This is a genomic window from Methylomonas sp. AM2-LC (assembly GCF_039904985.1).
In the GTDB taxonomy this organism is placed as follows: Bacteria; Pseudomonadota; Gammaproteobacteria; order Methylococcales; family Methylomonadaceae; genus Methylomonas.
The window spans coordinates 3,793,807-3,818,663 of record NZ_CP157005.1 but is presented as its reverse complement, the minus strand read 5'-3'; the positions used below and the strand labels follow the sequence as shown (position 1 = coordinate 3,818,663).

At 43.2% G+C, this 24,857-nt stretch carries 22 protein-coding genes; 19 read left to right on the top strand and 3 right to left on the bottom strand.

Going from position 1 to position 24,857, the window contains the following annotated elements; genetic code table 11:
• Window positions 1-424: 424 nt before the first annotated feature.
• Complete coding sequence (locus ABH008_RS16945) at window positions 425-1,309, top strand: hypothetical protein (protein ID WP_347986793.1); 885 nt, start codon at window positions 425-427, stop codon at window positions 1,307-1,309.
• Window positions 1,310-1,335: 26 nt separating this feature from the next.
• On the opposite strand, the gene ABH008_RS16940 is transcribed toward ABH008_RS16945, so the two are convergent.
• Window positions 1,336-2,295 carry a sigma-54 dependent transcriptional regulator gene (locus ABH008_RS16940; RefSeq protein WP_347986792.1) on the bottom strand — a complete coding sequence of 320 codons (960 nt, stop codon included), beginning with the start codon at window positions 2,293-2,295 and terminating at the stop codon, window positions 1,336-1,338.
• A 559-nt stretch (window positions 2,296-2,854) separates the two neighbouring features.
• On the opposite strand from ABH008_RS16940, the gene ABH008_RS16935 reads away from it, so the two are divergent.
• The 7 genes from ABH008_RS16935 to ABH008_RS16905 all read left to right on the top strand — a co-directional run bounded on the left by ABH008_RS16935 (window position 2,855) and on the right by ABH008_RS16905 (window position 10,319).
• The gene (locus tag ABH008_RS16935) at window positions 2,855-3,400 is read left to right on the top strand and encodes a hypothetical protein (RefSeq protein ID WP_347986791.1); all 546 of its coding nucleotides are present in this window, start codon (window positions 2,855-2,857) and stop codon (window positions 3,398-3,400) included.
• A 10-nt stretch (window positions 3,401-3,410) separates the two neighbouring features.
• Window positions 3,411-4,214, top strand: a complete 804-nt coding sequence (locus ABH008_RS16930) for a tetratricopeptide repeat protein (RefSeq protein ID WP_347986790.1) — start codon at window positions 3,411-3,413, stop codon at window positions 4,212-4,214.
• 39 nt (window positions 4,215-4,253) lie between these two features.
• Entirely contained in the window at window positions 4,254-6,176 is a 1,923-nt protein-coding gene (locus tag ABH008_RS16925; RefSeq protein ID WP_347986789.1) for an ATP-dependent DNA helicase, read from the top strand.
• A complete protein-coding gene (gene tsaB / locus ABH008_RS16920; protein WP_347986788.1) occupies window positions 6,173-6,868 on the top strand; it encodes a tRNA (adenosine(37)-N6)-threonylcarbamoyltransferase complex dimerization subunit type 1 TsaB in 696 nt (231 codons plus the stop codon). The genes ABH008_RS16925 and tsaB overlap by 4 nt, the downstream gene beginning before the upstream one ends.
• 67 nt (window positions 6,869-6,935) lie before the next feature.
• Window positions 6,936-7,613, top strand: a complete 678-nt coding sequence (modB, locus tag ABH008_RS16915) for a molybdate ABC transporter permease subunit (protein WP_347986787.1) — start codon at window positions 6,936-6,938, stop codon at window positions 7,611-7,613.
• On the top strand, window positions 7,586-8,686 hold the full coding sequence (gene modC / locus ABH008_RS16910; RefSeq protein ID WP_347986786.1) for a molybdenum ABC transporter ATP-binding protein: 1,101 nt from the start codon (window positions 7,586-7,588) through the stop codon (window positions 8,684-8,686). Before modB ends, modC begins: the two co-directional genes overlap by 28 nt.
• A gap of 379 nt (window positions 8,687-9,065) precedes the next feature.
• Window positions 9,066-10,319: a WecB/TagA/CpsF family glycosyltransferase gene (locus ABH008_RS16905; RefSeq protein WP_347986785.1), complete on the top strand. Its 1,254-nt coding sequence runs from the start codon at window positions 9,066-9,068 to the stop codon at window positions 10,317-10,319.
• 125 nt (window positions 10,320-10,444) lie between these two features.
• On the opposite strand, the gene ABH008_RS16900 is transcribed toward ABH008_RS16905, so the two are convergent.
• Window positions 10,445-11,266: a TOBE domain-containing protein gene (locus ABH008_RS16900; protein ID WP_347986784.1), complete on the bottom strand. Its 822-nt coding sequence runs from the start codon at window positions 11,264-11,266 to the stop codon at window positions 10,445-10,447.
• A 266-nt stretch (window positions 11,267-11,532) separates the two neighbouring features.
• Here ABH008_RS16900 and ABH008_RS16895 point away from each other — a divergent pair, with 266 nt between their 5' ends.
• The 9 genes from ABH008_RS16895 (at window position 11,533) to rluB (ending at window position 19,813) form a co-directional block, all read left to right on the top strand.
• Complete coding sequence (locus ABH008_RS16895) at window positions 11,533-12,696, top strand: ATP-binding cassette domain-containing protein (protein ID WP_347986783.1); 1,164 nt, start codon at window positions 11,533-11,535, stop codon at window positions 12,694-12,696.
• A 134-nt stretch (window positions 12,697-12,830) separates the two neighbouring features.
• Entirely contained in the window at window positions 12,831-13,748 is a 918-nt protein-coding gene (locus tag ABH008_RS16890) for a LysR family transcriptional regulator (RefSeq protein ID WP_347986782.1), read from the top strand.
• A gap of 130 nt (window positions 13,749-13,878) precedes the next feature.
• On the top strand, window positions 13,879-15,081 hold the full coding sequence (locus ABH008_RS16885) for an NAD-dependent formate dehydrogenase (protein WP_347986781.1): 1,203 nt from the start codon (window positions 13,879-13,881) through the stop codon (window positions 15,079-15,081).
• 79 nt (window positions 15,082-15,160) lie between these two features.
• Window positions 15,161-15,652: an HPP family protein gene (locus ABH008_RS16880; protein ID WP_347986780.1), complete on the top strand. Its 492-nt coding sequence runs from the start codon at window positions 15,161-15,163 to the stop codon at window positions 15,650-15,652.
• A gap of 158 nt (window positions 15,653-15,810) precedes the next feature.
• Complete coding sequence (locus ABH008_RS16875; protein WP_347986779.1) at window positions 15,811-16,431, top strand: L-threonylcarbamoyladenylate synthase; 621 nt, start codon at window positions 15,811-15,813, stop codon at window positions 16,429-16,431.
• Between the two features lie 4 nt (window positions 16,432-16,435).
• Window positions 16,436-17,089, top strand: a complete 654-nt coding sequence (locus ABH008_RS16870) for a site-2 protease family protein (RefSeq protein WP_347986778.1) — start codon at window positions 16,436-16,438, stop codon at window positions 17,087-17,089.
• A gap of 1 nt (window position 17,090) precedes the next feature.
• Window positions 17,091-17,894, top strand: coding sequence for a ScpA family protein (locus ABH008_RS16865; protein ID WP_347986777.1), 804 nt, complete (start codon window positions 17,091-17,093; stop codon window positions 17,892-17,894).
• Entirely contained in the window at window positions 17,809-18,927 is a 1,119-nt protein-coding gene (gene scpB, locus ABH008_RS16860) for an SMC-Scp complex subunit ScpB (RefSeq protein WP_347986776.1), read from the top strand. Before ABH008_RS16865 ends, scpB begins: the two co-directional genes overlap by 86 nt.
• Entirely contained in the window at window positions 18,884-19,813 is a 930-nt protein-coding gene (rluB, locus tag ABH008_RS16855) for a 23S rRNA pseudouridine(2605) synthase RluB (protein WP_347986775.1), read from the top strand. Before scpB ends, rluB begins: the two co-directional genes overlap by 44 nt.
• Before the next feature lie 390 nt (window positions 19,814-20,203).
• Here rluB and glgX read toward each other — a convergent pair whose 3' ends face one another.
• Window positions 20,204-22,351 (bottom strand): glycogen debranching protein GlgX, encoded by a 2,148-nt coding sequence (gene glgX, locus ABH008_RS16850; RefSeq protein ID WP_347986774.1) that lies wholly within the window; start codon window positions 22,349-22,351, stop codon window positions 20,204-20,206.
• A 242-nt stretch (window positions 22,352-22,593) separates the two neighbouring features.
• Here glgX and ABH008_RS16845 point away from each other — a divergent pair, with 242 nt between their 5' ends.
• Complete coding sequence (locus ABH008_RS16845; RefSeq protein ID WP_347986773.1) at window positions 22,594-23,223, top strand: DUF4912 domain-containing protein; 630 nt, start codon at window positions 22,594-22,596, stop codon at window positions 23,221-23,223.
• Window positions 23,220-24,803, top strand: a complete 1,584-nt coding sequence (locus ABH008_RS16840; protein WP_347986772.1) for a 1,4-alpha-glucan branching protein domain-containing protein — start codon at window positions 23,220-23,222, stop codon at window positions 24,801-24,803. The genes ABH008_RS16845 and ABH008_RS16840 overlap by 4 nt, the downstream gene beginning before the upstream one ends.
• Window positions 24,804-24,857 lie beyond the last annotated feature (54 nt).

The following is a 24,857-nucleotide window of genomic DNA, read 5'->3' as shown; positions in this document are numbered from 1 at the left end:
CTTTTATGGGGTGTGCCATTGTCGTGAGTTCTCTCAATCGCGATACTTCTTTGGCATATCCTAAATAATACCCTTCTTGTTAGCACTGTGTGTGCTGTTCGGCTACAGCTAATTTTTTTCCTGAGGGCCGTCCATTACGGTAACCGCTTTGTAACCTTTAAGCCGTATATGTTATCTATTTATCAGATATAAAATTCTAAACATATCGTTTTATTTATTGCTTTAATGACATTAATATGACATCCAACAACCAACCCCCCGGTTGTTAGTTGGTGAATTTTGGAAATTGCTAAAGCTCCTCCTTGCTGACATGGACGTATTTGTGGCGGGATCAATCCCGCCCTTTTTTTAATTCACTGCTTTAAAGTTTTTGTTTCGATCAGCAGTCACTGAGGTCGAAATTTATCTTACACGGAAAAGTCTTATGCCTTTGCAACAATTAGTCGAATATTTTAATGACCGTCTTGAGCAGGAACATCATGCCCAGTTTCGCCCTTTTATTCTGGAGAATAATAGTGTTTATGGTTTGTTTGGTCCGGTAAAAATTGGAAGTGTGCTTTCGCCAATACGAAAAACCTTAAGTACCTCACATATTATCGGACATGCTGCGCAGTTGTCGGTATCGGCCAATCAAATACCTTGCGGTCAATATGCCCTGCAGGAAGAGTTATCAGTTATTGTGCCAGATCAAATCAGTCATACCGAATCTATTGTGAATTTTGATCGTTTATCTCGTGCTGTACATATGCTTAACTATTTACCACAATCCCATTTAGATGAAATGTTAGTGTTGGATGTTGATCCCCGGCATATCTTGGGTGTAAAGGAAGATCATGGTGCTTACTTTGAGGAGGTGATCATAAAATGTGGTTTGCAAACCGAGAATGTGGCTATCGCGCTGACAGTCAATAATGCCTATGCCAGAGTTTACCAAACGCTATTGAAAGGTTTAAGTAATTACCAGCGACGTGGTTACCGTTTGATGTTGAAATTTGACTATCAAGGCTTAGAAAAATCATCAATGGAACTCATTTATAGAGCTGCGCCAGACTTTGTAGGATTATCGGCGCAAAATCTGGATCGAATTCGCGATAGCCATTTACTGGAAAAGTTACAACAACTCAGTACTTTGGTAGATTCCATCACGGCACAAAGTATTTTGTTCAATGTCGAAGATAAAAAGACGGCAGGTTTGGGCAGAATAGCCAATTTTGCGCTGGTACAGGGTGCTTATTTTGAACAAACATTGCCGCCTAACTCTAAACCGTCTGTGGACTCCGGCTATGAAGCAGTTAGGACAGTGGCTTAGAATAGCCTATTTGTCTGTAAAGACATTTAGTGGGTAGATAAACCGTGCTTTTGAATACGGTAGAGCAGGGCGTCTCTGGATATGCCCAGCAAACGTGCAGATTTGCTTCGGTTACCTTGTGTTCTGGCTAAGGCTTGATAGATTAAATCAGCTTCCAGATTATCCAGTTGTACACCATCCTTGGGTAGAACAATGGAATTATCTGTTGTTGGTGTTTCAATATTCCTTACAAATTCTCGCGGCAGGTTTTCGGGTTCTATGATTTTTCCAGCCAATAAAATGCTTAAGCGTTCGCAAAGATTACGTAATTCCCGAATGTTTCCAGGCCAGCTATAATCGCGTAAAACTTTAATGGATTGCCGACTAAAAACGCAACTAGGCAGTTGATGGGTATCTGCGTAATTTTTAAAGAAATGTTTGCATAAGGCTTCAATATCTTCGCTACGTTGTTCCAATGAAGGTAATTCCAGAGGAATCACGTTTAATCGAAAATATAAGTCCTGTCGAAAATTACCATTCAGAATTTCTATGCTTAAATCGGCGTTGGTTGCTGCGATGATACGCACATCAACATGTTCTGGTTTTGTTTCACCAACAGCCAGACACTCACCAGATTCCATAAAACGTAATAACTTGCCTTGTACTGCTAAGGGTAAAGAGTTTATTTCATCCAGAAACAGGGTGCCACCATTTGCAGATTGGAATAATCCTTCTTTATTACTTACGGCTCCAGTAAAAGCACCTTTACGGTGACCAAATAATTCAGATTCAACCAAACCTTCGGGTAACGCCGCACAGTTTAGGGTAATGAAAGGTTTATTCGCTCTAGGGCTTGATTTCTGAATGGCAGTAGCCAGCACTTCTTTTCCGGTACCGGTTTCTCCACGGATTAAAATTGTCACATCGGTTGCCGCAACCATACGCGCACTACGTATTAATGATTCCAAAGCTGGCGATTGACCGATGATTAAATCGAAATAATCCATTAATAGGCCTCGTATAGGTCTTGAGAAAAACAAATATGGATTGAGTAGCTATTTTTCAACCCGGTAACGCGCTGCACAATAGTTACTACTTATAAGCTTTATGGTCAAATAACTATTGATGAGCAATCAAAAAATCGAGCGCATTCTAAACGATCTGACCTAAAATTAGCTACTAAGTTACTATCAGGTATAGCAGAGCTTATATTATAGCTATTCTTGTTAAGACACGTGAAATATTTTGTATAGACTTATGCTGAGTATTGTTTCGCCAACAAGAGCGCCTAGTTGTTCAATAACATCATTTTAGCGTAGGTGTTTGCAGGTATTTTCCTTAAACACACGTGTCATTATTTAGCTTCGATTTTAGCAGTGCTGAGCAATAAAAATCCTTAAGGCTGCTGGAGGGGGCGTAAGATTGTATTAAAATGTCAATTGCACTAGAATGGGGTGATTGTTTAAAGGCTAGAAGTTAAAAAAGTTTATGCAGCGCAAGTTCAACTGTTCTGTTTTTTACGCGATTCCGGCCTTGATTTTTTAAATTATTTGGGTATATAACGTTATGAATTCTTCAGTATCAGCTCTGCCTGATTTGGATTGGAGCCAAGTCAGAGAAACAATAAAGTTGCTGGCTGTGTCTGTTGTTCAGATGGAAAACACTATGAAGTTGAGCGATGAGTCTGTCAATGTTTTAACAGATTCCTTTGCCTGCATGGTAGCAGACATGAATGCCATTCATAAAATTCTGTTAGAAGATGCTCCGTCAGAAGTGCGAAGTAGCGCTTTGGCTTATTGTGAATCCACACAACAAAAAATCAATTCATCTCTAGTGGCTTTTCAGTTCTATGATCGCTTACAGCAATGTCTCAGTCATGTGTCTACAGGTTTACAAGGTTTATCGGGTATCATAGATAACCCTCAACGTCTCTACAATCCGCAAGAATGGCATAATTTTCAAACAGAAATTCGTAGCCATTACACAATGGAATCAGAAAAAATAATGTTTGATGCCATTTTACAGGGTAAAAGCATGCAAGAAGCATTGGCTTTGGCTGAAGCCGAGACCAAAGCTGTTGTCGAAAAAAATGATGATATTGAATTTTTTTAGAGTGTTGTAAATGAATGTTAAAACCATAATGGCTTTTTTGGCTGTGTCCTTAATGGTTGGTTGTACCACCTATCCCGATGGGGTAGTACCGCCGACAGCCAAGCCTCAGCCGCAAATAAAAAAGAAATCTCCGGCGCAACAACCTTTGCAACCACAGGTTAAAAAAATTCCTCAGGGGCCGCAAACTTTCCCTATAGATAATGGATTAGGTAATTTTAAAGTAGAGCCAACTGCACCCGCGATACGTGCAGAGCCTTTGCTAAACGCGCCTGTTGATGTTCCCGTACCCACAGTTCCACAGGTGCCTGCTGTACCCTCAATACCTCAGATTGTTCCTCCAGTTCAACCGTCTGGAAGCAGTGCTCCAGAATTAGTGGTACCACCCGTTATTAATCCGCAATTAAACGCTTTACCCAATTTGGTAACGCCACCCACATCTTCTCCCACGCCCGTTGTTTTGGAAGATGCCAGTATGCCTGCAGGCAGCTCTCCAGCTATTGTGGCATTGGTAACCGATGCAGATCGAATTCGAAATTCGGGTGATCTTGATGGTGCGGTAGTCGGAATGGAGCGGGCATTACGCATAGATCCACGTAACCCGACACTGACTTATAAACTAGCGCAACTCAGGCTTAAGCAATCGAAACCTCAACTTGCCGAAGAGTTAGCGGGTAAAGCAGCTTTGCTGTCGGGTAGCAATCTTGATCTCAAACGAAAAAGTTGGTTATTAATTGCCGATGCACGTCAAAGGCAACATCATTATGAAGCAGCCAAAGAAGCATTAGCCAAAGCAGAAAGCTTTTTTGGACACTGATGCTTTTAGGTTTTTTTCTGTTTATCTGTAAGCAATGCAGTGAGTAATTTAGCTGAGTTTTTTGGCTGCGATGGCTCTCTAGCCGAAATTGTAAATGGCTATATCCCTCGTGCCGCTCAAATTGAAATGGCAGAAAAAATTGCTTTTGCTATTGATAGTCAACAAAATCTAATCGCAGAAGCGGGTACAGGTACGGGTAAAACTTTTGCCTATCTTGTTCCAGCTATTTTGTCGCGTAAAAAAGTTATTGTCTCAACCGGCACTAAAAATTTGCAGGATCAATTATTCAACAAAGATCTGCCGTTAATTCGTAAAGCCTTGAGTAAAACACCTTTTAAAGCCAGTTTATTAAAAGGTCGGGCAAATTATCTTTGTACTTACCGTTTAGACCAAGCCATGCATGCTGCATTTGGTTACAGTCAGGCTGATGCTGCTGCACTTGCGCAAATCAAAACTTGGTCACAACGCACTAAAGCCGGTGATGTTTCTGAGGTTGCGGATGTGAACGATGGTGATCCCATCTGGTTTCATGCAACGTCTACTGCCGATAACTGTCTGGGGCAAAATTGTCCAGATTATGCCGACTGTTTTTTAACTAAAGCGCGCAAACAGGCTCAAGAAGCCGACATTGTGGTGGTTAATCATCACTTACTCTGCGCAGACTGGTCGATTCGTGAAACTGGCTTTGGTGAGTTATTGCCGGATGCTGAGGTGGTAATCATTGATGAAGCGCATCAGTTGGCAGATATTGCCTCTAATTTTTTAGGTGTAACGCTGAGTGGTAAACAATTGGTTGAGTTAGCTGATGACTCTTTGGCTGAATATTTTACCGATGCCAAAGATATGCCAGACTTGCGTTCTGCTTGCGAAGACTTGCAGCTGGAAGTAAAAGATTTACGTCTGGCGTTTGGTTTGGAGTTAAGGCGCGGCGAATGGCAAGACATCGAAACCAATCCCAAGATTTCTGGTGCGTTGGAGTCTCTGCAAAAACAATTGGCGCGTCTTAACGAGCAACTGGAGCGAGCTTCCATTCGCAGTAAAGGCTTGGAATCCTGTTTTAATCGTTGCGAAGCGTTGGATGCGCAGTTGGAAACTCTAATCAAAGATCAGGATGGACAATGGATTAAATGGTACGAAACCTATAGTAAGTCTTTTACCTTAAGTCGTACACCATTAGATATTGCCAAAGAGTTTCGTGGCTTTATGCAGCGCCACAAAGCTACCTGGATTTTTACCTCTGCGACCCTCAGTGTGGCAAATAGTTTTAGCCATTTTTCCAAAAATTTGGGTTTAAGTGGCGCACTCAGTCAAAGCTGGGATAGTCCTTTTAATTATCAACAGCAGTCGTTGTTTTATCACCCCAAAGGTTTGCCTCAACCCAGCGATCCAGAGTTTACCGATAAAATAATGGATTTTGTCATACCGGTACTAGAAGCCAGCCAGGGTCGTGCGTTTTTTCTGTTTACTAGTCACAAAGCCTTACAACGTGCTGCACAATTACTGGAAGGTAAGATCAAATATCCGTTGCTGGTACAGGGTACTCGTTCCAAGGGCGTATTACTGGAACAATTTAAGGAACTAGGACATGCCGTACTGCTAGCGACTGCCAGTTTTTGGGAGGGAGTGGATGTTAGGGGTGATACCTTGTCTTGTGTGATTATTGATAAATTACCGTTCGCTTCTCCAGGCGATCCGGTATTGAAAGCACGCTTAAGTGCCATGGAAAAACAAGGTCGCAACCCTTTTTTCGAGCATCAACTACCCACCGCTATTATTATGTTAAGGCAGGGGGTCGGTAGATTAATTCGCGATGTCAATGATAGAGGAGTTTTGATGGTGTGTGATCCGCGCTTGCTAAAACGTACCTATGGACAGCTGTTTTTGGATAGTGTACCGGCCATGCAACGCAGTCGCTTAATAGAAGACGTACAGCAGTTTTTTACCGAAGAGGAAGGTACTTGAAAATTCTAGCCTTGGAAACCTCCACTGATGCTTGTTCAGCAGCTTTATTTATCGATGGCGACATACAAGAAAAATTTGCGCTTACCCCCAAAGCACATACACGCCTGATATTACCTATGGTTGACGAATTGCTGGCGGATGCGCAATTAAAGCCTCAGCAATTACAGGCTATTGCCTTGAGTCGTGGCCCTGGCTCATTTACTGGTGTACGCATAGCAACGGGTGTGGCACAGGGTATCGCCTTGGGTGCCGATTTGCCTATAGTACCTGTTTCCACTCTGGCGGCAATTGCACAATATTTCTTTAATCAACAACCTAAAATCGAATTGGCTTTTACAGCCATGGATGCACGGATGGGCGAAATTTTTTGGGGTGTTTTTCAAAGAAATGCACTGGGTTTAGCCGAGTTAACTGGTGAAGAAGCGGTCACTCTGGCTACAGATATTATTTTTCCAGATCGTTCTGGTTTTGGCGTCGGGTCGGGTTGGGGTGTCTATGCGGATATACTGCAACAAAATATTGGCGAGCGCTTGTTAGGTATCGATGCACTAGTCCATCCACATGCTGCTGCAGTAGCGCAATTGGGCGCCTATGGCTTTGCTAATGGCCAGGCTGTCGATGTAGAACAGGCATTGCCGGTTTATTTACGCGATAAGGTGGCTAAAACCCAAGCTGAAAGGTCGGCTATTTAAACTGTATAGTTGTGCAATACCTTGCTGATCGCTTATTTTGAGCTTCTACGATAAGGAAATAATAGCCATGATATTGACTGATAACGATTTGGAGGCCATTTGGCTGACTATCCAGTTGGCAAGTTTAGTTACGCTGATTTTGCTTGTTATTGGCACACCTATCGCTTGGTGGTTATCCCGTACCCAAACAGGATGGAAAGGTCCGATTGGCGCATTGGTATCTTTACCGTTAGTGTTGCCTCCTTCCGTATTGGGTTTTTATCTGTTGTTGGCAATGGGTCCCAATGGCCCTATTGGGTATCTCACCAAAACTTTTGGAATGACTATGTTACCTTTCAGTTTTGGCGGGTTGGTTATTGCATCAGTGGTTTATTCTTTGCCGTTCATGGTGCAACCTTTGCAGAATGCCTTCGAGTCTATTGGTAACAGGCCTTTAGAAGTTGCCGCCACATTACGCGCTTCACCACTAGATGCCTTTTTTAGCGTTGTAGTACCCTTAACGCTACCGGGTTTCTTTACTGCAGGTGTGTTAACTTTTGCTCACACCGTTGGCGAATTCGGTGTGGTGCTGATGTTGGGGGGTAATATTCCAGGGGTTACTCGTGTTGCATCCATACAAATCTATAATCATGTTGAGGCTTTGGAATATACGCAAGCACACCAATTGTCTGCCGTGTTGTTAATTTTTTCTTTCCTGATGTTATGGGTACTTCAGATATGGCGCTCGAAGCAGAAAGTGGACTAAACAGTCATGATATCAAAGCCCGCTTTCAACTAAATTGGACTGGCTTCAATCTAGATATTGATATTTCAATTCCCGGTCATGGCATCACTGCCTTGTTTGGTAGTTCCGGTTCAGGAAAAACCAGCTTGCTACGTTGTATTGCTGGGTTGGAACAGGCTACGCAAGGTTTTTTGTCGATCAATGGGGAAGTTTGGCAGGATGAGGATATTTGGATACCGACCCATAAACGTCAGTTGGGCTATGTCTTTCAAGAAGCCAGTCTGTTTCAGCACCTGACCGTACTGGGAAACTTGCGCTATGGCATAAAACGCATTACTGGGCAGCATCAGGTCGGATTGGAGCAAGCTGTCGAGCTGTTGGGTATTGGTCATTTGCTGGATCGTAAGCCGGATCGGCTTTCCGGCGGTGAGCGGCAACGCGTGGGAATTGCACGTGCATTGGCTGTCAATCCACGTATTTTATTGATGGATGAACCTTTGGCGTCTTTGGATATTAAGCGAAAGCAGGAAGTTTTGCCTTATCTGGAGCAATTACATAATGAACTGCATATTCCTATATTGTATGTTAGTCATTCGCCGGATGAAGTGGCTCGTCTAGCGGATCATCTGCTGGTTCTGGAGGCGGGTAGAATATTAGCAAGCGGTCCTTTGCTGGAAACATTGGCGCGGCTGGATTTACCCTTGCGTTTGGGTGAAGATGTTGGGGCTATTCTGGCGGCTCGAATTGCCATGATCGACACACAATGGTGTTTGGCTAAAATTGATTTTCCCGGTGGCAGTTTATGGATAAGAGATCATGGACTAGCCATCGGCAGCAAAGTTCGAGTGCGAGTGTTGGCAAGAGATGTTAGCTTGGCGCAAGAGCATCCTGGACCAAGCAGTATTCAGAATATTTTGCGAGGACGCATAGAATCCATGGCAAATGATGAACATCCTGGTTTGGCATTGCTGCGTATTCAGATAGGTGATAGCATTTTGATCTCCCGACTAACTAAGCGTGCCGCAGCTGATTTACAGGTTGTTGTTGGGAAAGAGTTTTGGGTGCAGGTGAAATCGGTTGCGCTCATAGAGTAAGGTATTTATATTCAAATCATTGCTTTCTTTTGCCAGATGACTCGGTATCAAATGCTCAACTGTCAGCTATTTAGCATTTTTTAAAATTGAGTGGAATCTGTTAAAAATTTCTCCTGAAAAACGCTGTGTAATGAAATCTTCATATAATGTGATTATAATCACAACCAAGATACGCAATGTTTGATGCGCGTCATAAACAGAAAAATACATTCTGGTTGCCAATTGTGCGTTGACTTTTATAGTCGATATGTTTTAATAATCATAACGAATTAATGTATGGCAGGGTAAAGATTGTTGCTCAGGTAATTTAATAACCTAAATGTAACAGTATCTAAACATGCAATGATGTTGATAACTATATAAAAATAAGGGGGGGTAAGTGAGAAAAAATACATATTTTTACAAAGACTTAAAGTTTTTATTATTGTTCTCCTCTCTTTTTTTTCTAATACCAGGTTATGCGGACATCCGTCATGTCATAAACTTGGGCTTGTCTGTAGATCAGTCCACACGGCAACAGGGTAGTTATTATTTCGAAACATCTGTGGGTTTGGTTAATGTAAAGTCTGTAGAAAGCGGTGCTGAACTATTGTTTAGTTCTTATACAATAAATAATCAGAATACAAATTTTTCTGCCAAACCTTGTGTAGCCGATGCACTCAACGTATCTAATGTTGCCTGTGAAGATTTTATCTATTCGGTCAATGCGCAATCATTTAGCCAGATTGCTGCAAATAACACTACAAGTGCTTCTGCTTTAGACATTACACCTGTGCCTTTGCCTTCACCGATATTTCTATTCAGTGCTGCATTAACGGGTATGTTACTGATTGCTCGTTTGACACAAAGATCAATTTGGATACAACCTGGTTCATCTACCAATGTTCTGGGTATAAAGTTTTCTAATCTGAATTATGATCAAGCACTTAATCTATTTCAGCAGTGGATTATTTCAAAAGTTTCACATCAGGTTTGTTTTGCTAATGTGCATACGGTGGTCAGCACTCTGGAAGATAAAGAATTACTGAATATTAACCATAAATCTTTCAATGCTATGGATGGTTTACCGTTAGTTTGGTACGCCAAACTAGTACAGGGTGATTCTACTGCAAGCCGTTTGTGTGGGCCGGATTTGATGTTGAAATGTCTGGACGAAGGACGCAACAAAAATTGGACACATTTTTTTCTGGGTGGTACTGGGCCTATATTGAACGATTTAGTGGACGCAATGCAACAACGTTATCCGGGTGTTGCAATAGTAGGTTGGCATTCGCCGCCGTTCAGAGCCTTAACCGAAGAAGAAGATCAACAACTAGTTGATATAATCAATGCCGCTAATCCCGATTTTTTATGGGTTGGGTTAGGTGCGCCAAAACAAGAAAAATGGATAGCGACCCATTTGCATCGTATAAATGTACCTGTGCAACTGGGTGTTGGAGCCGCATTTAACTTTCATTCTGGACACCTTAAACGTGCTCCACGCTGGATGCAGAGTTATGGTCTTGAATGGGCTTACCGCTTGATGAACGAAACCCGTTTAGTTAGGCGATATTTAGCAACAAATCCTGTTTTCTTATTGCTGTTTTTAAGAGATTTGCTTTTAATTAGATTTTTTAGACTCAAAACTTGTTAAAAATGCTTTTGGGTATAAATCTTAAGTTTTTCACAGTCAAACAACTTTTATTCAGTGTTGCCTAGAGCCTGATAAATACACTCTCTCAAGTTGCGAGGCTATTGATTACTATCCATGCATACCGTTTAGCGACCATCATCTTTAACTGCAAGTATTACATCACAACTTTTAAATAAAGCGCGAATTGATATGCCGGGTTTAAGCTTCAAGTTTTCCACGCTATCTGCCGTTACTATGGTACGCAGGGTATCGCCGCCAATCACACGCAATACTACTTCATAAGCTCCTGCCAGTAGTTTCAGGCCAACTATAGAACTATGCAGAGAATTACGTGTTGAAAACTGACTCGTGTCAAACGCATTTGCGATATCAATATCTTCGTTGCCAATCAATAGTAAAACTGTTTTGCCAATACTTAAGTTTAAGGGTTCAAATTCGTCCAAGCTCAAAGAAGCAACAACTCGTTCGCCCCCGTATAATTGCACAATAATGTCCGTATCTTCTAGGTTAGGTTGTAAGTGAATCACTTTAGCAAATAGTTTATTATAACTTCTGGTGTTGATGTTCAACGGTTCTAACAGAGATTGTGCAAAAGCATCACCATTTAAACATTGATTAACTCGTTGTAAATATAAGCTATGTTGTTCTTCCAGTCGGCTAAACAAGGCTAACAGCGCCTTTCCAGAACTGGTTAGGCAAGCGCCGCCACCGTTTTTTCCACCTTTAGAACAATTAATCAGCTGTTGTGACGAAAAAGTATTGGCTTTTTCGACCAATAGCCAAGCACATCTATAGCTAAGTTCTATCTGTTTTGCTGCTTGACTAATTGAGCCACTGTGATTGATTGCTCTGAGTAGTGAAATCATTCGATGGTCGAAAGTCTCAGCTAAGGTAATTTCGGCCTTTATCCAGTCTGGATTTTTATAGACATTTACTTTATTTAACATGTCGTTAGTTTAAAAGCTTTTGTAAGCTCAAAAAATCTCCCCTCTATGTGCCTCTATTAAAATAGCTCAAGTTTATTGCGTAGTATTCTATTGTATATATCGAAGTTTGCGTTATAATAACAAAAAATTAAACAGCATAAAAAATGTTTTGGAATCGGTTTGGCGAATCCATGCGACCCAACACATTTTTGACTTGATGTCACCGTAACTCGCTGTTAGGTGTAACTTTCTGTGATCTAGGTGTTGGGGGTAAAATGTTGTTGGAAATGAATGTCAAACTACGTCGCGGACATTTTGATTTGACTACGCAAATTTCACTAAACGATACCAGTGTTGGTTTATACGGAAAATCGGGAGCAGGTAAAAGTACCATTCTAAATTTAATTGCAGGGACGATACAGCCACAGAGTGGTCATATCATTTTGGATGGTAAAATTTTATTCGATAGTGGTAAAGGCATTGTTATGCCGCGTGAGCAAAGGCCAATTGGAGCAGTTTTGCAAATCGACTCTGCTTATTTAGCTGAAACCGTTCGTGAGAATCTCAGTTATGTTTACAAGCGCACATTTAAGCAACGCCGATTGTTTAAATTAGACTATTTGATTGGATTGTTGGAATTGGGTTCGATTCTGGATTACACCATCAATATGCTGTCAGCTGGCGAACGTCAGCGCGTCGCACTGGCCAGATCGCTACTTAAATCACCAAAATTGTTGTTGTTAGACGATACTTTTGCTGCAATTGGAAATGGCTATCGTGCACAATTACTGCCGATACTGAAACGCTTACAGGAAGAATTTGGTTTGCCTGTGTTATATGCCAGTCAGTCACTCAGTGAGATTCTGGAGTTAACTGATCGGTTAATTGTGTTGGAGCAAGGGCAAATACTACAAACAGGTAGCCTAAGGGATGTTGCCAAACAACCCGGTATTTTGCGCTATCTTGGTATTCGCCAGATTGATAATATCTTAACAGTCACAATACGTCAGCATTCTCAATCAGCTGGATACAGCATTGCCGATAGTTTTGGCTTGCCATTAACGATGCCTTTACGTCCACATCTGGCTATTGGTAGTCAAACCCAAGTCTCAATCCGTGCTAACGACATTGCATTATCACGCAGTTATATCAATGGTATTTCCATACAAAACCAGGTAAAGGGCCGTATTTGCACTCTCATTCCCTGTGGTGAAAGTATAATCGCACAAATTGATTGCGGTGGTACATTGTTGGCTGAAATTACACCGGGTGCCTGTCAAGAAATGGCTCTACTAGAGGGTGATGATATCTATTGCCTGATAAAAACACATGCCATAGTTTATATCAATGAGCTTGATGCTTTGCCATTTCAAAGAGTAGTCAATCATGGCGACGGTTACTATTATTTGGGAAATAACGATACAATTGCGGAAAGACTGATGGTTAATTGATAACCCTATCCGCCTAAAACATCGCATATCTAATTTTGCCAAGGTTGTGTTCTGAGATGGCTATTCGTGCTGGTCTATAGTCAATACTGGCGACTCTTCTGTCCAAACGCTCCACTGCCTGGTTTTCAAACTGTATGTACATTCGTCAAATACATTATCTATTGGCACTGGCAAAAACTGAACATTTCGGTCGAGCAGCTGAAATAAGTCATGTTTCTCAACCCGCACTATCAACAGCTATTCAACATTTTGAAGAAGAGCTGGGCATAACTCTTATTAAACGAGGGCAACGCTTTCAGGGCTTTACCGAAGAAGGTGAGAGGGTTTTACAATGGGCACGTATTTTGGCGCAAAACTGGGAAGGGATGCGCCAGGCCGCAGTGCAATATAGTCAGCAACTGACGGGTGTGTTACGTATAGGGGCCATACCCACCACTCTGCCTGTGACTCCACTATTAACGGCACCCTGTCAGACGCAATATCCAGGTATAGCCATCAAATTGGTTTCCCTATCTGCCGAAGAAATAATGCGTCAGCTTGATAGTTTTGAGTTGGATTTGGGCTTAACTTATCTGGATGATCCCAGGTTAAAAGGTTTCAATGTTTTACCCTTATACCGGGAGCGATACGTGCTTCTGGCCAGTAATCCAGCTCTGAAAGTGGTTAAAAATCATTTAAGCTGGGGCGATGTTGCCGACTTTCCTTTGTGTTTGTTGACCCAAAATATGCAAAACCGTCGGCTGATTGACGCCGCATTTCGCGAGGCTAACGCTACGCCTAAAGTTATGCTGGAGACAGACTCATTGTTTGCTTTATACGCCCATGTGCGTAGTGCTGGGCTCTACAGTGTGGTACCACATAGTATGCTGTGTCAGTTTGGGTTAAATCAAGAAGTAACTGTTCTACCCTTAATACCTGAGTTATCAAGAGAAGTAGGTTTGATTGTACGTCGTCAGGATTTGCTGTCACCGATACAGGATGCCGCTTGGAATATTGCGCAAAATCTGGATTTACAACATAGATTTGATTCATTAATAACTGGGAGTTATTAAGCTATATTTAGAAACGATTAGACGCAAATAAGCTTTAAAGCAACAATGCTATTACCCGGCCGGGAGCAATCAGACATGGTGTATTTGAGACTGTGTCCAGTTATCCAATCAACAACGAGGTAAAAGTAAAATGGCTAAAATTGTTTGTGTACTTTATGACGATCCTATTGATGGCTATCCAACGTCTTATGCACGTGATGATCTACCGCAACCTGCATGCTATCCTGACGGTCAAACATTGCCTACTCCGAAAGCAATCGATTTTAAACCGGGTGCATTGCTGGGTAGTGTTTCGGGCGAACTAGGTTTGCGTAAATATCTGGAGGCAAACGGTCATGAACTGGTTGTGACTTCCAGTAAAGACGGTGATGATAGCGTTCTGGACCGTGAACTGCATGATGCTGAAATCGTCATTTCGCAGCCATTTTGGCCCGCTTACATGACGGCCGAACGTATTGCTAAAGCCAAAAATCTGAAAATGATTGTTACTGCAGGGATTGGTTCCGACCATACCGATTTACAGGCTGCCATTGATCGTGGTATTACTGTTGCAGAAGTGACCTACTGCAACAGTAATAGCGTTGCCGAACATGTGGTTATGATGACTTTGGCTTTGGTACGCAATTACATCCCCTCTTACAACTGGGTGATCAAAGGTGGCTGGAATATTGCCGATTGCGTGGCCAGGTCATACGATCTGGAGGCGATGAATGTGGGGACTGTAGCTGCCGGTCGTATTGGCTTGCGAGTACTGCGCCTGCTTAAACCGTTTGATGTGAAATTACACTATTTGGATCGCCATCGTTTGCCAGAAGCTGTAGAACAAGAACTAAATCTTACCTATCACTCCAGTCTGGAAAGTTTAACTAAAGTGTGTGATGTGGTGACCTTGAACTGTCCATTGCATCCAGAAACTGAGCACATGATTAACGAACAATCGTTGCAGAACTTCAAACGTGGTGCCTATCTGATTAATACTGCGCGTGGCAAACTGTGTGACCGCGATGCGATTGTTAATGCTTTGGAAAGTGGGCAATTGGCAGGTTATGCCGGTGATGTGTGGTTCCCGCAACCTGCACCCAATGACCATCCTTGGCGTACTATGCCAAATCATGGTATGACACCGCATATTTCCGGTACCAGTTTGTCCGCGCAAACACGTTATGCAGCAGGTACTCGCGAAATTCTGGAATGCTATTTTGAAGGACGTCCTATTCGTGATGAATACCTGGTTGTGCAAGGTGGCCAGTTAGCAGGTGTGGGTGCACATTCCTATAGCAAAGGCAACGCAACTGGCGGCTCTGAAGAAGCGGCCAAATTTAAAAAAGATTGATAGCAGGCGTTTGATAAATTGGGTTGCCAGTGTTAACACCGGTATCCTTTGAATGGACTTGGATGGAAGGACAGTATTTATGACGCTTAGAAATAAAACCAAAAATAGCGTAACAGCCCAACCACCAAGACCTTCAATTACCAAAATTATCAGCGTTTGGTTAGCTTCGTGTTTAGCAATAAGTGCAATTGCCATATTAAGTGAAATTTCGGGCCACCCCTGGATATTAGGCTCTTTTGGTGCATCTTGCGTATTATTATTTGGTTTTCCAGAGGCCGCCTTTTCTCAACCCCGCAACTTATTTGTTGGACACTTATTGTGTTCTACCATAGGTTTACTGTTTCTTAACTTTGTTGGTCCTCATTGGTGGTGCATGGCGCTTGCTGTGAGTACGGCTTTGGTTATGATGCTGATCACTCGAAGCGTTCATCCACCAGCAGGTTCAAATGCGGTGATTATTTTTTTAACACATCCAGACTGGCAATTTATAGTGTTTCCAACCTTCGCTGGAGCTATTGTTTTATGGTTTTTGGGGTATTTATATCAAAAAATAATGGTTAAAATTCAGTAAACTCATGCGTGTTCACGTTCTTCAACCTGTTCATTTCGAGGTTTTAGGTAGTATTGAAAGCATGAGTTTTAGTAGTTTAGTTGTCAAATATCGACTATCGATATTTTCCTGTCCTATATCAGTGTACAATGCGCACTATTTAAGCAGTACTTTTCACGATGGCCGTTTTTTCAGAAATTCATCCTAAAAATCCACAGCCGCGCTTAATCCAGCAAGCGGTGGATATTATTCGGCGTGGTGGTGTCATTGCCTATCCTACAGATGCTTCCTATGCTTTGGGCGCACAAGTGGGTGATAAACAGGCCATGGACATTATTCGGCGTATCCGTCGTCTGGAAGACGATCATAATTTTACCCTGTTGTGTACCGATTTATCTCAGGTTTCGACGTTTACCAAAATGGGTAATGATGCCCATCGACTGATTAAAAAATTGACTCCAGGGCCCTTTACTTTTTTATTGGATGCCACCCGAGAAGTGCCTCGGCGTTTGCAGCATCCGAAAAAGAAAACCATCGGGGTACGCATACCGGATCACCGCATTGCACAAGCATTGGTGGAAGAATTAGGCGAACCCATGCTGAGTTCCACTCTAATTTTACCCGGCGAAGAAGAAGCAATGATGGATCCTTATGACATCCGCGAAAAACTGGAACACGAGCTGGATTTAATAATCGATGGTGGTATTGTCGAATACCAACCCACTACTGTTATTGCGTGTACCAATAATATTTTTGAAATTGTCAGACAAGGCATCGGTATTGCACCGATGTTGGAGTAAGCGGATGGAAGATTTATCGTTGGTGCAGCGTATTGTGGTCTGGTTGTTGCCAGTGGTGTTTGCGATTACAGTTCATGAAGTGGCTCACGGTTGGGTTGCCAAACAATTTGGCGATAAAACCGCTTTTTTACAAGGTCGCTTAACACTGAATCCGTTCAAACATGTCGATATATTTGGTACCATCATACTACCTGGTTTAATGCTCATAACTTTTACGGGTTTCATATTCGGTTGGGCAAAACCCGTGCCGGTTGATGCGCGTAACTTTAAAGATCCTCGCAAAGCTATGATGGTGGTGGCACTGGCGGGACCTCTATCCAATCTGCTAATGGCGGTATTTTGGGCTTTGTTGGCCAGAATAGGAATGATGTATCATGAATACGAATTTGTTTCCATGCCGTTAATCTATATGGGCTCGGCGGGTATCCACATTAATTTAATTTTGGCGCTGCTGAATTTATTGCCCATACCACCGCTTGATGGTAGTCGAATCTTATCGGGTTTATTACCTCATTATTGGGCTTGGCAATTCAATCGGCTGGAAAAGTATGGTTTTATAATTTTACTGGTATTGTTGGCTACCAATGTCTTGAATAGCATTTTGGCCTATCCGTTGTTTAATTTGTCGCAACTGTTTTTTAGTTTAGCTGGAATGTAATTTGTCTGCTGAGAGCGTTGATGAACCCGTCGTATCGTTGGCACGCGTATTAGGTCAACCTTACCCAACCTTGCCTGATGACTTATACATTCCACCCGATGCACTGGAAGTTTTTCTGGATGCGTTTGAAGGACCGCTGGATTTATTATTATATTTGATTCGTAAGCAGAATCTGGATATTCTGAATATCCCTATTGCACAAATTACTCACCAGTACTTGGGATATATAGAAATAATGGGGCAGTTGCGTCTGGAACTGGCTGCCGAATATCTGGTGATGGCAGCCTTGCTGGCGGAGATAAAATCCCGTATGTTATTACCCAGGCCACCGGAGAGCGAAGAAGAAGAGGACGATCCCAGAGCGTTTTTAATTCGTAAACTGCAAGAATATGAAGCGATTAAGAAAGTCGCTGAAGAATTGGATTTATTACCCCGAAACGAACGCGACACCTTTGAGGTCTCAGTAGATGTGTCTAGCGTAACAGGCAAGCCTGTCTTAGCTGATGTGCATCTAAAGGAAATTTTGCTGGCGTTTCAGGATGTACTAAAACGTGTCGAGCAACTTAGCCACCATCAAATAACTAAAGAACCCTTATCAGTCCGTGAACGAATGGCAACCATTTTGGAAAAACTTAACAGGTCAGATTACCTCTCTTTCGCAGCGCTATTTACCGGAAGCGAAGGAAAAAACGGCGTGGTTGTCGCGTTTCTTGCCATCCTTGAGCTCAGCAAAGAAGGAATTATCGACATCTTCCAGTCCGCACCCTACGCAGAAATCAGCGTTAGAACCCGTAGCGCCAACTGAAAGCAGTGTTGCAAATAGAGATTTACAAACGGCGCTAAGCGATGAAATTGTTGATGCTAAACCAGCAAAGTCAAAACCCAGACGTAGTAAGCCAAAACCGGTGGCTCCACTACTTAAACCACGCCGACCCGCTATTAAATTGCCGGCAGTTCTACGTGTGGCGCAAGCTTGGCAACCTATTACGCTGCATAGTCAGGTACAGCACAGTCGTATTGGCAGCCGTAAAGTGGTGGTGTTACCCGCGCAATTGCGTCAGGCGCGTTACTGGAACCCGTACTGGTCAGTGGATAGTCCTCAATTGCCTGTATACAAACGTCATGCAATGGCAAAATTGCCGGGCGGTTTGCGTGGCAAAACGCACTGGCAGCCGCAGCTCAGAATTCACATTTCACAAATCGGTGAATTATCCCTACAAAAGGCTGGAGGAGGCGTGAATACTAAGCGCATCGTAGAAGCTATTTTGTTTGCGGCTAATCGCCCTATGACAGTCAAACAGATTCAGCAAGTGTTTCCAGAACTTGAACAGCCGCCTATGCAGGAAATTCAAGAAGCACTGGTATCGATTAGTGAAGATTACCTCCCTCGACCAATTGGCTTAAAGCAACTGGCCAGCGGTTATCGTTTTCAGGTAAAAGAAGGCTTGGCACATTGGGTAAGCCGAATTTTTGAAGAAAAACCTGCGCGTTATTCGCGGGCGGCACTGGAAACTTTAGCCATTATCGCTTATCGTCAACCCGTAACACGCGGTGAAATTGAAGAAATTCGAGGGGTCAGTGTCAGTTCCGGTATTATTCAAAGCTTACTGGAACGGGAATGGATACGGGTGATTGCTCATAAAGAAGTGCCCGGACGTCCCGCTTTATTTGGCACCACCAAACAATTTTTAGATTACTTTAATTTAAGCTCAGTCACCGAATTGCCAACTATGGAAGAACTGGTTACTATCGATTTTAACTTGGCACCCACACAGCAACTACAGCAGGACAACAGTGAAAGACCGCAAAATGACGCCTCCGCAGAGCAAGAATTCTAAGACGCAGGACGCCAAGCCCGGCAAGTTTAGCCCTAAGCAAAGAGGCTCATCTGCCGGGTCTGGCTCCGAGAATGCTAAGCCAGCGGCTAGAGCTAGGCCGGCGGCTAGGTACAAGTCAGCCACGAGTTATACCGCCACGGGTACGAGTGGCGATGGCGAACGCATACAAAAGCTGTTGGCTAGAGCTGGATTAGGCTCACGACGTGAAATTGAACGTTGGATTACAGAGGGACGCTTAACAGTTAATGGTCAAGCCATCACCTTGGGTTACCATTTAAAACCGGGGGATCATTTACTCATCAATGGCCGCGTGGTGAAATGGGATAAATATGCGGAACAACCTACCCGAGTATTGGTTTACCATAAGCCCGTCGGCGAAGTAGTTACCCGTCGGGACCCTGAAGGTCGTCCGGTAATCTTTACCCAATTACCGCGTATTCCGGTAGGACGCTGGATAGCGGTGGGTAGGCTGGACATCAATACCTCTGGACTCATACTAGTTACCAATAATGGTGAACTGGCCAATCGTTTAATGCATCCATCGCGAGAGGTAGAGCGTGAATACGCAGTGCGTATTTTAGGCGATGTGGATGAGTCCATACTGCAGCGCTTACGCACTGGCGTAGAGCTGGAAGATGGCCCAGCACACTTTGACGAACTACGTTTTTACGCAGGTGAGGGCGCTAACAAATGGTTTTACGTAACTGTAAAACAAGGGCGTAATCGTTTGGTCAGACGTTTGTGGGAATCGCAAGGGGTAAAGGTCAGCCGTTTGATGCGGGTAAGATACGGTGAGGTGGTATTGCCAGAACGCGTCCGCGCCCATTCTTTCTACGAACTGGATGCTAAAGAGCTGCAGGACTTGATGGCGTATGTGGATTTATAGGCTGCAGCTAAGCCTAATAATTTTTTGGCCTATTTTCTTCAGTATACTTGAACGCTTTAGTCCAAATAGCGGGTTGCTATGGTTTTACTTACAACAACTTTATTACTAGCCACTTGGTTCTTGCTTAAATGAACCATTTTTCCAGCCTGATAGTGAGGTTGGCTTTTTAGTAAAACCCTTGGGGCGAGTTACCACAACAGTTTTCTATCTCTTGATACTGTTTTGGGCAAGGGAGCTAAGAATGGCAAGGGGACGCAAATAATTTCACTTAAGTTATTGCATCTGGTCAGCTATTCAGTTTTTAGTGCTGGAGTTCCTTGCAGAAGACGCCGTAAATACATCCATGTAGCTTTAGCCCGGCATCCATGCCGAGCAAACGTTGTAAGTTAGCTAAAAATGTATCCCAGTAATTTTGCTAAACAAACCCGGCGCTCTAGCTTTAGCAACATCATCGGGTAGATTCTCAAATACGGCAACTGAATGGCTGTCTACCTGATAAAACGGTTTGCTTAACGGTTTTTGATCATCCGGCGGTACTATATCGCGGGGTGATTTTAATGAGGTATCCACCGCTAGACACCAAGTTTTTCCAGGTATACTGGGTAACTGCATAGGAAACTTTAGGTCTGACATATTCATAATGACATGTAAGTCCGGCTCATCATCCCTTATTGCGCCTAAGGTAAACGCTAAAGTGCGTGTTTCCGGGTCATGCCATTGCGGCTGTTGGTCAACCGTTAAACCGTGCCAGACAATATCCGGTATTTCCCGGCCAGCGATAGGTTTTCCTGTTAGAAAATTGCGGCGCATTAACGAGGCGTGGCGTTTACGTAGCTGTATCATTTGTTGCAAAAAACGTATGGTGTCGGCATTTTCTTCTGCTTGTTCCCAATTTAACCAGCTTAATTCATTATCCTGACAATAGCAGTTGTTGTTACCTTGTTGACTATGTAGAAATTCATTACCGGCAAGCAACATAGGTACGCCGTGACTGAGCAGTAAAATAGCATGGGCATTTTTAATCTGTTTACGTCGTAAGGACAGCAGGCTGGGATCGCTAGTTGGACCTTCAACACCGAAGTTATAACTTAAACTGTTATTGCAACCATCCTGGTTATTTTCGCCATTGGCAGTATTATGTTTATGATTGTAACTAAACAGATCATAAAGCGTAAATCCATCATGACAGGTGATAAAATTAATACCACTGATAGGCAAACGATTTTGATATTGATAAAGATCACTACTGCCGCAGATGCGTGTGGCAACGGCGTTTATAATACCTTTATCGCCACGCAAAAAACGGCGGATAGTATCGCGATACATACCATTCCATTCTCCCCAGCGATAACCGGGAAAATTGCCCACCTGATACAGTCCAGATGCATCCCAAGCCTCTGCAATCAGTTTAGTACGGGCCAGTTGTTCCGATAATTCAATACCCCATACCAAGGGTGGGTCAGTTAACACACTGCCATCTTCGCCGCGAGCCAATGCACTGGCCAGATCAAAGCGAAATCCATCCACATGCATCTCTCTAACCCAATATTCCAGACAGCTGATGATGAAGTTGGTGACTAACGGATGGTTAGCATTGACGGTATTACCACAACCTGTGTAATCCAAGAACATGCGCTTGTCATGTTTATCGGTAATGTAAAAACTGTTGCCAGTGATTCCTTTAAAATTGATAACTGGCCCATCAATACCGGCTTCAGAGGTATGATTAAACACCACATCCATGATGATACCGATACCTGCTTTATGCAAGGCTTTCACTAGGTCTCTAAATTCATTGATATGCGTTCCCTGTTCCGGGGTGACGCAATAACCGGGGTGCGGACTGAAAAAACTGTGTGTGCTATAGCCCCAGTAGTTTTTTAAACCCAGATCCGCCGAGTGTGGCGGAATATCCTGCTCGTCAAACGCCATAACGGGTAGTAATTCCACATGGCTAATACCCAGTTTTTGCAGGTAGGGGATTTTTTCTATTAATCCCACAAAAGTACCTGGATGTTTTACTTTAGATGAAGGATGGCGGGTAAAGCCACCCACATGCAATTCATAAATGATGGATTTTTCACTGCGGATTGCTAGCGGCGTGTCACCTTCCCAATCATATCGGTCATCAACCACCACTGCCCGCATGGCGTGCTGGCTATTATCACCCGGTACGCAGGCGGCAGCTCGTTTCCATAACTTGTCGCTAACGGCTCGCGCCCACGGGTCGAGCAATAATTTTTCGCGGTCAAAGCGTAAACCAGATTCACGCGTATGGGAAGGACCATCAATGCGCCATGCATACCAAGTTCCGGCGGGTAATTCCTGCACAAACACATGCCATGAAAAAAACGTATGATTGCGTTCTTTTTCCAGAGGGATAACCTGAAAAGGTTCCAGGCACTCTGAGGTTAAAAACAGCAATAATTCCACCTCAGTGGCATGGCGACTGGAAATGGAAAAATTAACCCCAGTTTCAACCGCTTTGGCACCATGCGGATAGGGACTTCCAGATCTTAAATTATATTTTTTGGGCATGATAAGAGTAAGAAGTAGCAATTTTATAGAGTAATTCTACTGCAAAGCGGGGAAAATAAGCATGTAACTTGCACAAATAATCGACAAAGGTTAGAGTCCTATTAAAATCTGCCTGATTTGGTGGAAATAATGCCTGCAACACAGTGCAGGAATTGTGACAACCCAGAGACACTACGTTATCCCTGATAATGGTATTTTTACAGACACCACATCCTCAACGAATAAAACTGTCTGAGCAGGAAATGCAGGACATTAGCGAAGCTATTAGTCGAGAGTTTTCTCCTTATATTAGTAGCCGCAACGCTTATAAAATACCATCGGCCGCTTTTTCCGTGCAAGAACTATTAGCCATTAGTCAGGAAATCAGTAAAGAATATGCACCGCGTGCGCTGCCACAGCCTGCCAGCTTGGTATTATTGCCTGTTGATCCGCAACGCTTACATGTGTATTGGCGCTTTGGACGCAATCAGGTATTGCCGAATATTAAATCAGAACCTCCAGCACCGTTAACTTTACGGATTTTTAAGCAGAATGATGTTGAACCATCCTCCACCCAGAATAGCCAAACGGGTTGTGAGCGCCCTGAAAGTTTTGATGTATTGCTAGACGCTGGCAAAACCCATCAGGAAATCAGATTGCCTGCTTCTTTGTCTTTTCCTGCACGTTTAAATGCAGAATTAGGTAAAAGTGATGCTGAACAAGCGTTTACAGTGCTGTTAAAATCCAATATTACCGAAGTACCCAAAAATCAGCCAGATACTGCTAATTATGTGCTGCCAGCGGCTATCGCTCAGTTTATAATACCTAGTATGCTGACTTCATCCGCTACCAGCAAAATTGGCACTACTCAAGAATCTACACAACCTAGATGAACAAAGGTTACCTTAGCATCGTTTTACATGCGCATTTGCCCTATGTACATCACCCCGAATACGAACACTTTTTTGAAGAAAACTGGCTATTCGAGGCGATGACAGACTGCTATTTGCCATTAGCAGCCCTGTTTGATCGCTTGCAGCTTGATGCTGTTGACTATAGGATAACCTTATCATTGTCACCCACCTTGTTAACCATGTGGCGTGATCCGCTGTTGCAGACTCGTTATTTAAGACATTTGCAAATGCAGTTGGAACTAGCAGAGCAGGAAGTGGCCAGAACTTTACTTCAGCCCGACTTTCATGCCTTGGCACTGATGTATCAGCAATTGTTTCGTACTACACTGAATAATTTTCGAGATCATTATCAGTGCGACATTCTGGCAGCCTTCATCAAGCATCAGCAAAGCGGTAAACTAGAGTTAATTACCACGGCTGCCACGCATGGTTTTTTGCCACTGCTTAATATCAGCGAAAGCGCTGTGCGCAGGCAAATTAAAATCGGTATAGATACCTTTAAAGCCTTTACCGGCATTCAACCACGTGGTTTTTGGTTACCAGAATGCGCTTATTATCCCGGTGTGGAAAAACATTTACAGGCAGAAGGTATCGAATATTTTTATGTTGATACTCATGGCATTTTGGATGCAAAAACCACAGACCAACCCCCTGGCGTATACGCACCGCTAATTTGTGAAAATGGTGTGGCTGCATTTGGCCGCGATCCCGCATCATCGCGACAAGTTTGGAGTGCGGAGCAAGGTTATCCTGGCGATGCAGATTATCGCGAATATTATCGCGATATTGGCTTCGATCTTGATCTGGATTATCTAGCACCGTATCTACAGGATGAAGATACGCGCGTTAATACCGGTATCAAATATTATCGTGTGACGGGTAGCGATTTAGCCAAGCAAACCTACAATCCGCAGCAGGCACGCTACAAAGCGCAGCAACATGCAGTCGATTTTGTCAGGCAGCGACAGGCACAGATAGACATACTCAGTCAGGAACTGGCGACTACTCCGATTATCGTAGCACCCTATGACGCAGAATTATTTGGACATTGGTGGTTTGAAGGTCCGCTCTGGCTAGAAGCCGTATTACGCTTGCTGAATGACAGCAGTGAGGGATTAAAGACCCGTACCTGTAGTGATTATCTGGATTTGCACTTAGGTGCTCAATCCGGAACACCCGCAGCCTCAAGCTGGGGGGAGAACGGTTATTCTTCGTACTGGTTAAACGAAAGCAACGATTGGATATATCCGCTGATCCATAAAGCCAACGATGAACTGGAAAAACTCTTGGCAGATTTGCAGGGCAGGGTAGTTAATGCTTTGCAACAAAGAGCAATCAATCAGGCCTTGCGTTCTTTATTGCTGGCACAAGCGTCTGATTGGCCATTTATTCTTAAATCAGGTACCACGGTAGACTATGCTAAAAAACGCATAACCGATCATTTGGCCCGGTTTAATTACCTGCATGATGCTATTCGCAAAAATCGGATCAACGAGCGTTATTTAAGTGCATTAGAAGTCATGGACGATATTTTTCCAGATCTGGATTTCAAAACATAAAATCAACCTATGCATTTCGGTTGCTGGGTATGCGCGGATTAAACCTTTTTCAAA

Bases quoted from the DNA above. Each gene is read 5' to 3' on its own strand.
- ABH008_RS16900 (WP_347986784.1), bottom strand. From the start codon at position 11,266: ATGTTAAATAAAGTAAATGTCTATAAAAATCCAGACTGGATAAAGGCC.
- ABH008_RS16890 (WP_347986782.1), top strand. From the start codon at position 12,831: ATGTACATTCGTCAAATACATTATCTATTGGCACTGGCAAAAACTGAA.
- ABH008_RS16875 (WP_347986779.1), top strand. From the start codon at position 15,811: ATGGCCGTTTTTTCAGAAATTCATCCTAAAAATCCACAGCCGCGCTTA.
- ABH008_RS16885 (WP_347986781.1), top strand. From the start codon at position 13,879: ATGGCTAAAATTGTTTGTGTACTTTATGACGATCCTATTGATGGCTAT.
- glgX (WP_347986774.1), bottom strand. From the start codon at position 22,351: ATGCCCAAAAAATATAATTTAAGATCTGGAAGTCCCTATCCGCATGGT.
- modC (WP_347986786.1), top strand. From the start codon at position 7,586: ATGGCGCTCGAAGCAGAAAGTGGACTAAACAGTCATGATATCAAAGCC.
- ABH008_RS16895 (WP_347986783.1), top strand. From the start codon at position 11,533: ATGAATGTCAAACTACGTCGCGGACATTTTGATTTGACTACGCAAATT.
- modB (WP_347986787.1), top strand. From the start codon at position 6,936: ATGATATTGACTGATAACGATTTGGAGGCCATTTGGCTGACTATCCAG.
- ABH008_RS16940 (WP_347986792.1), bottom strand. From the start codon at position 2,295: ATGGATTATTTCGATTTAATCATCGGTCAATCGCCAGCTTTGGAATCA.
- ABH008_RS16840 (WP_347986772.1), top strand. From the start codon at position 23,220: ATGAACAAAGGTTACCTTAGCATCGTTTTACATGCGCATTTGCCCTAT.
- ABH008_RS16880 (WP_347986780.1), top strand. From the start codon at position 15,161: ATGACGCTTAGAAATAAAACCAAAAATAGCGTAACAGCCCAACCACCA.
- ABH008_RS16930 (WP_347986790.1), top strand. From the start codon at position 3,411: ATGAATGTTAAAACCATAATGGCTTTTTTGGCTGTGTCCTTAATGGTT.
- ABH008_RS16845 (WP_347986773.1), top strand. From the start codon at position 22,594: ATGCAGGACATTAGCGAAGCTATTAGTCGAGAGTTTTCTCCTTATATT.
- ABH008_RS16945 (WP_347986793.1), top strand. From the start codon at position 425: ATGCCTTTGCAACAATTAGTCGAATATTTTAATGACCGTCTTGAGCAG.
- ABH008_RS16935 (WP_347986791.1), top strand. From the start codon at position 2,855: ATGAATTCTTCAGTATCAGCTCTGCCTGATTTGGATTGGAGCCAAGTC.
- ABH008_RS16870 (WP_347986778.1), top strand. From the start codon at position 16,436: ATGGAAGATTTATCGTTGGTGCAGCGTATTGTGGTCTGGTTGTTGCCA.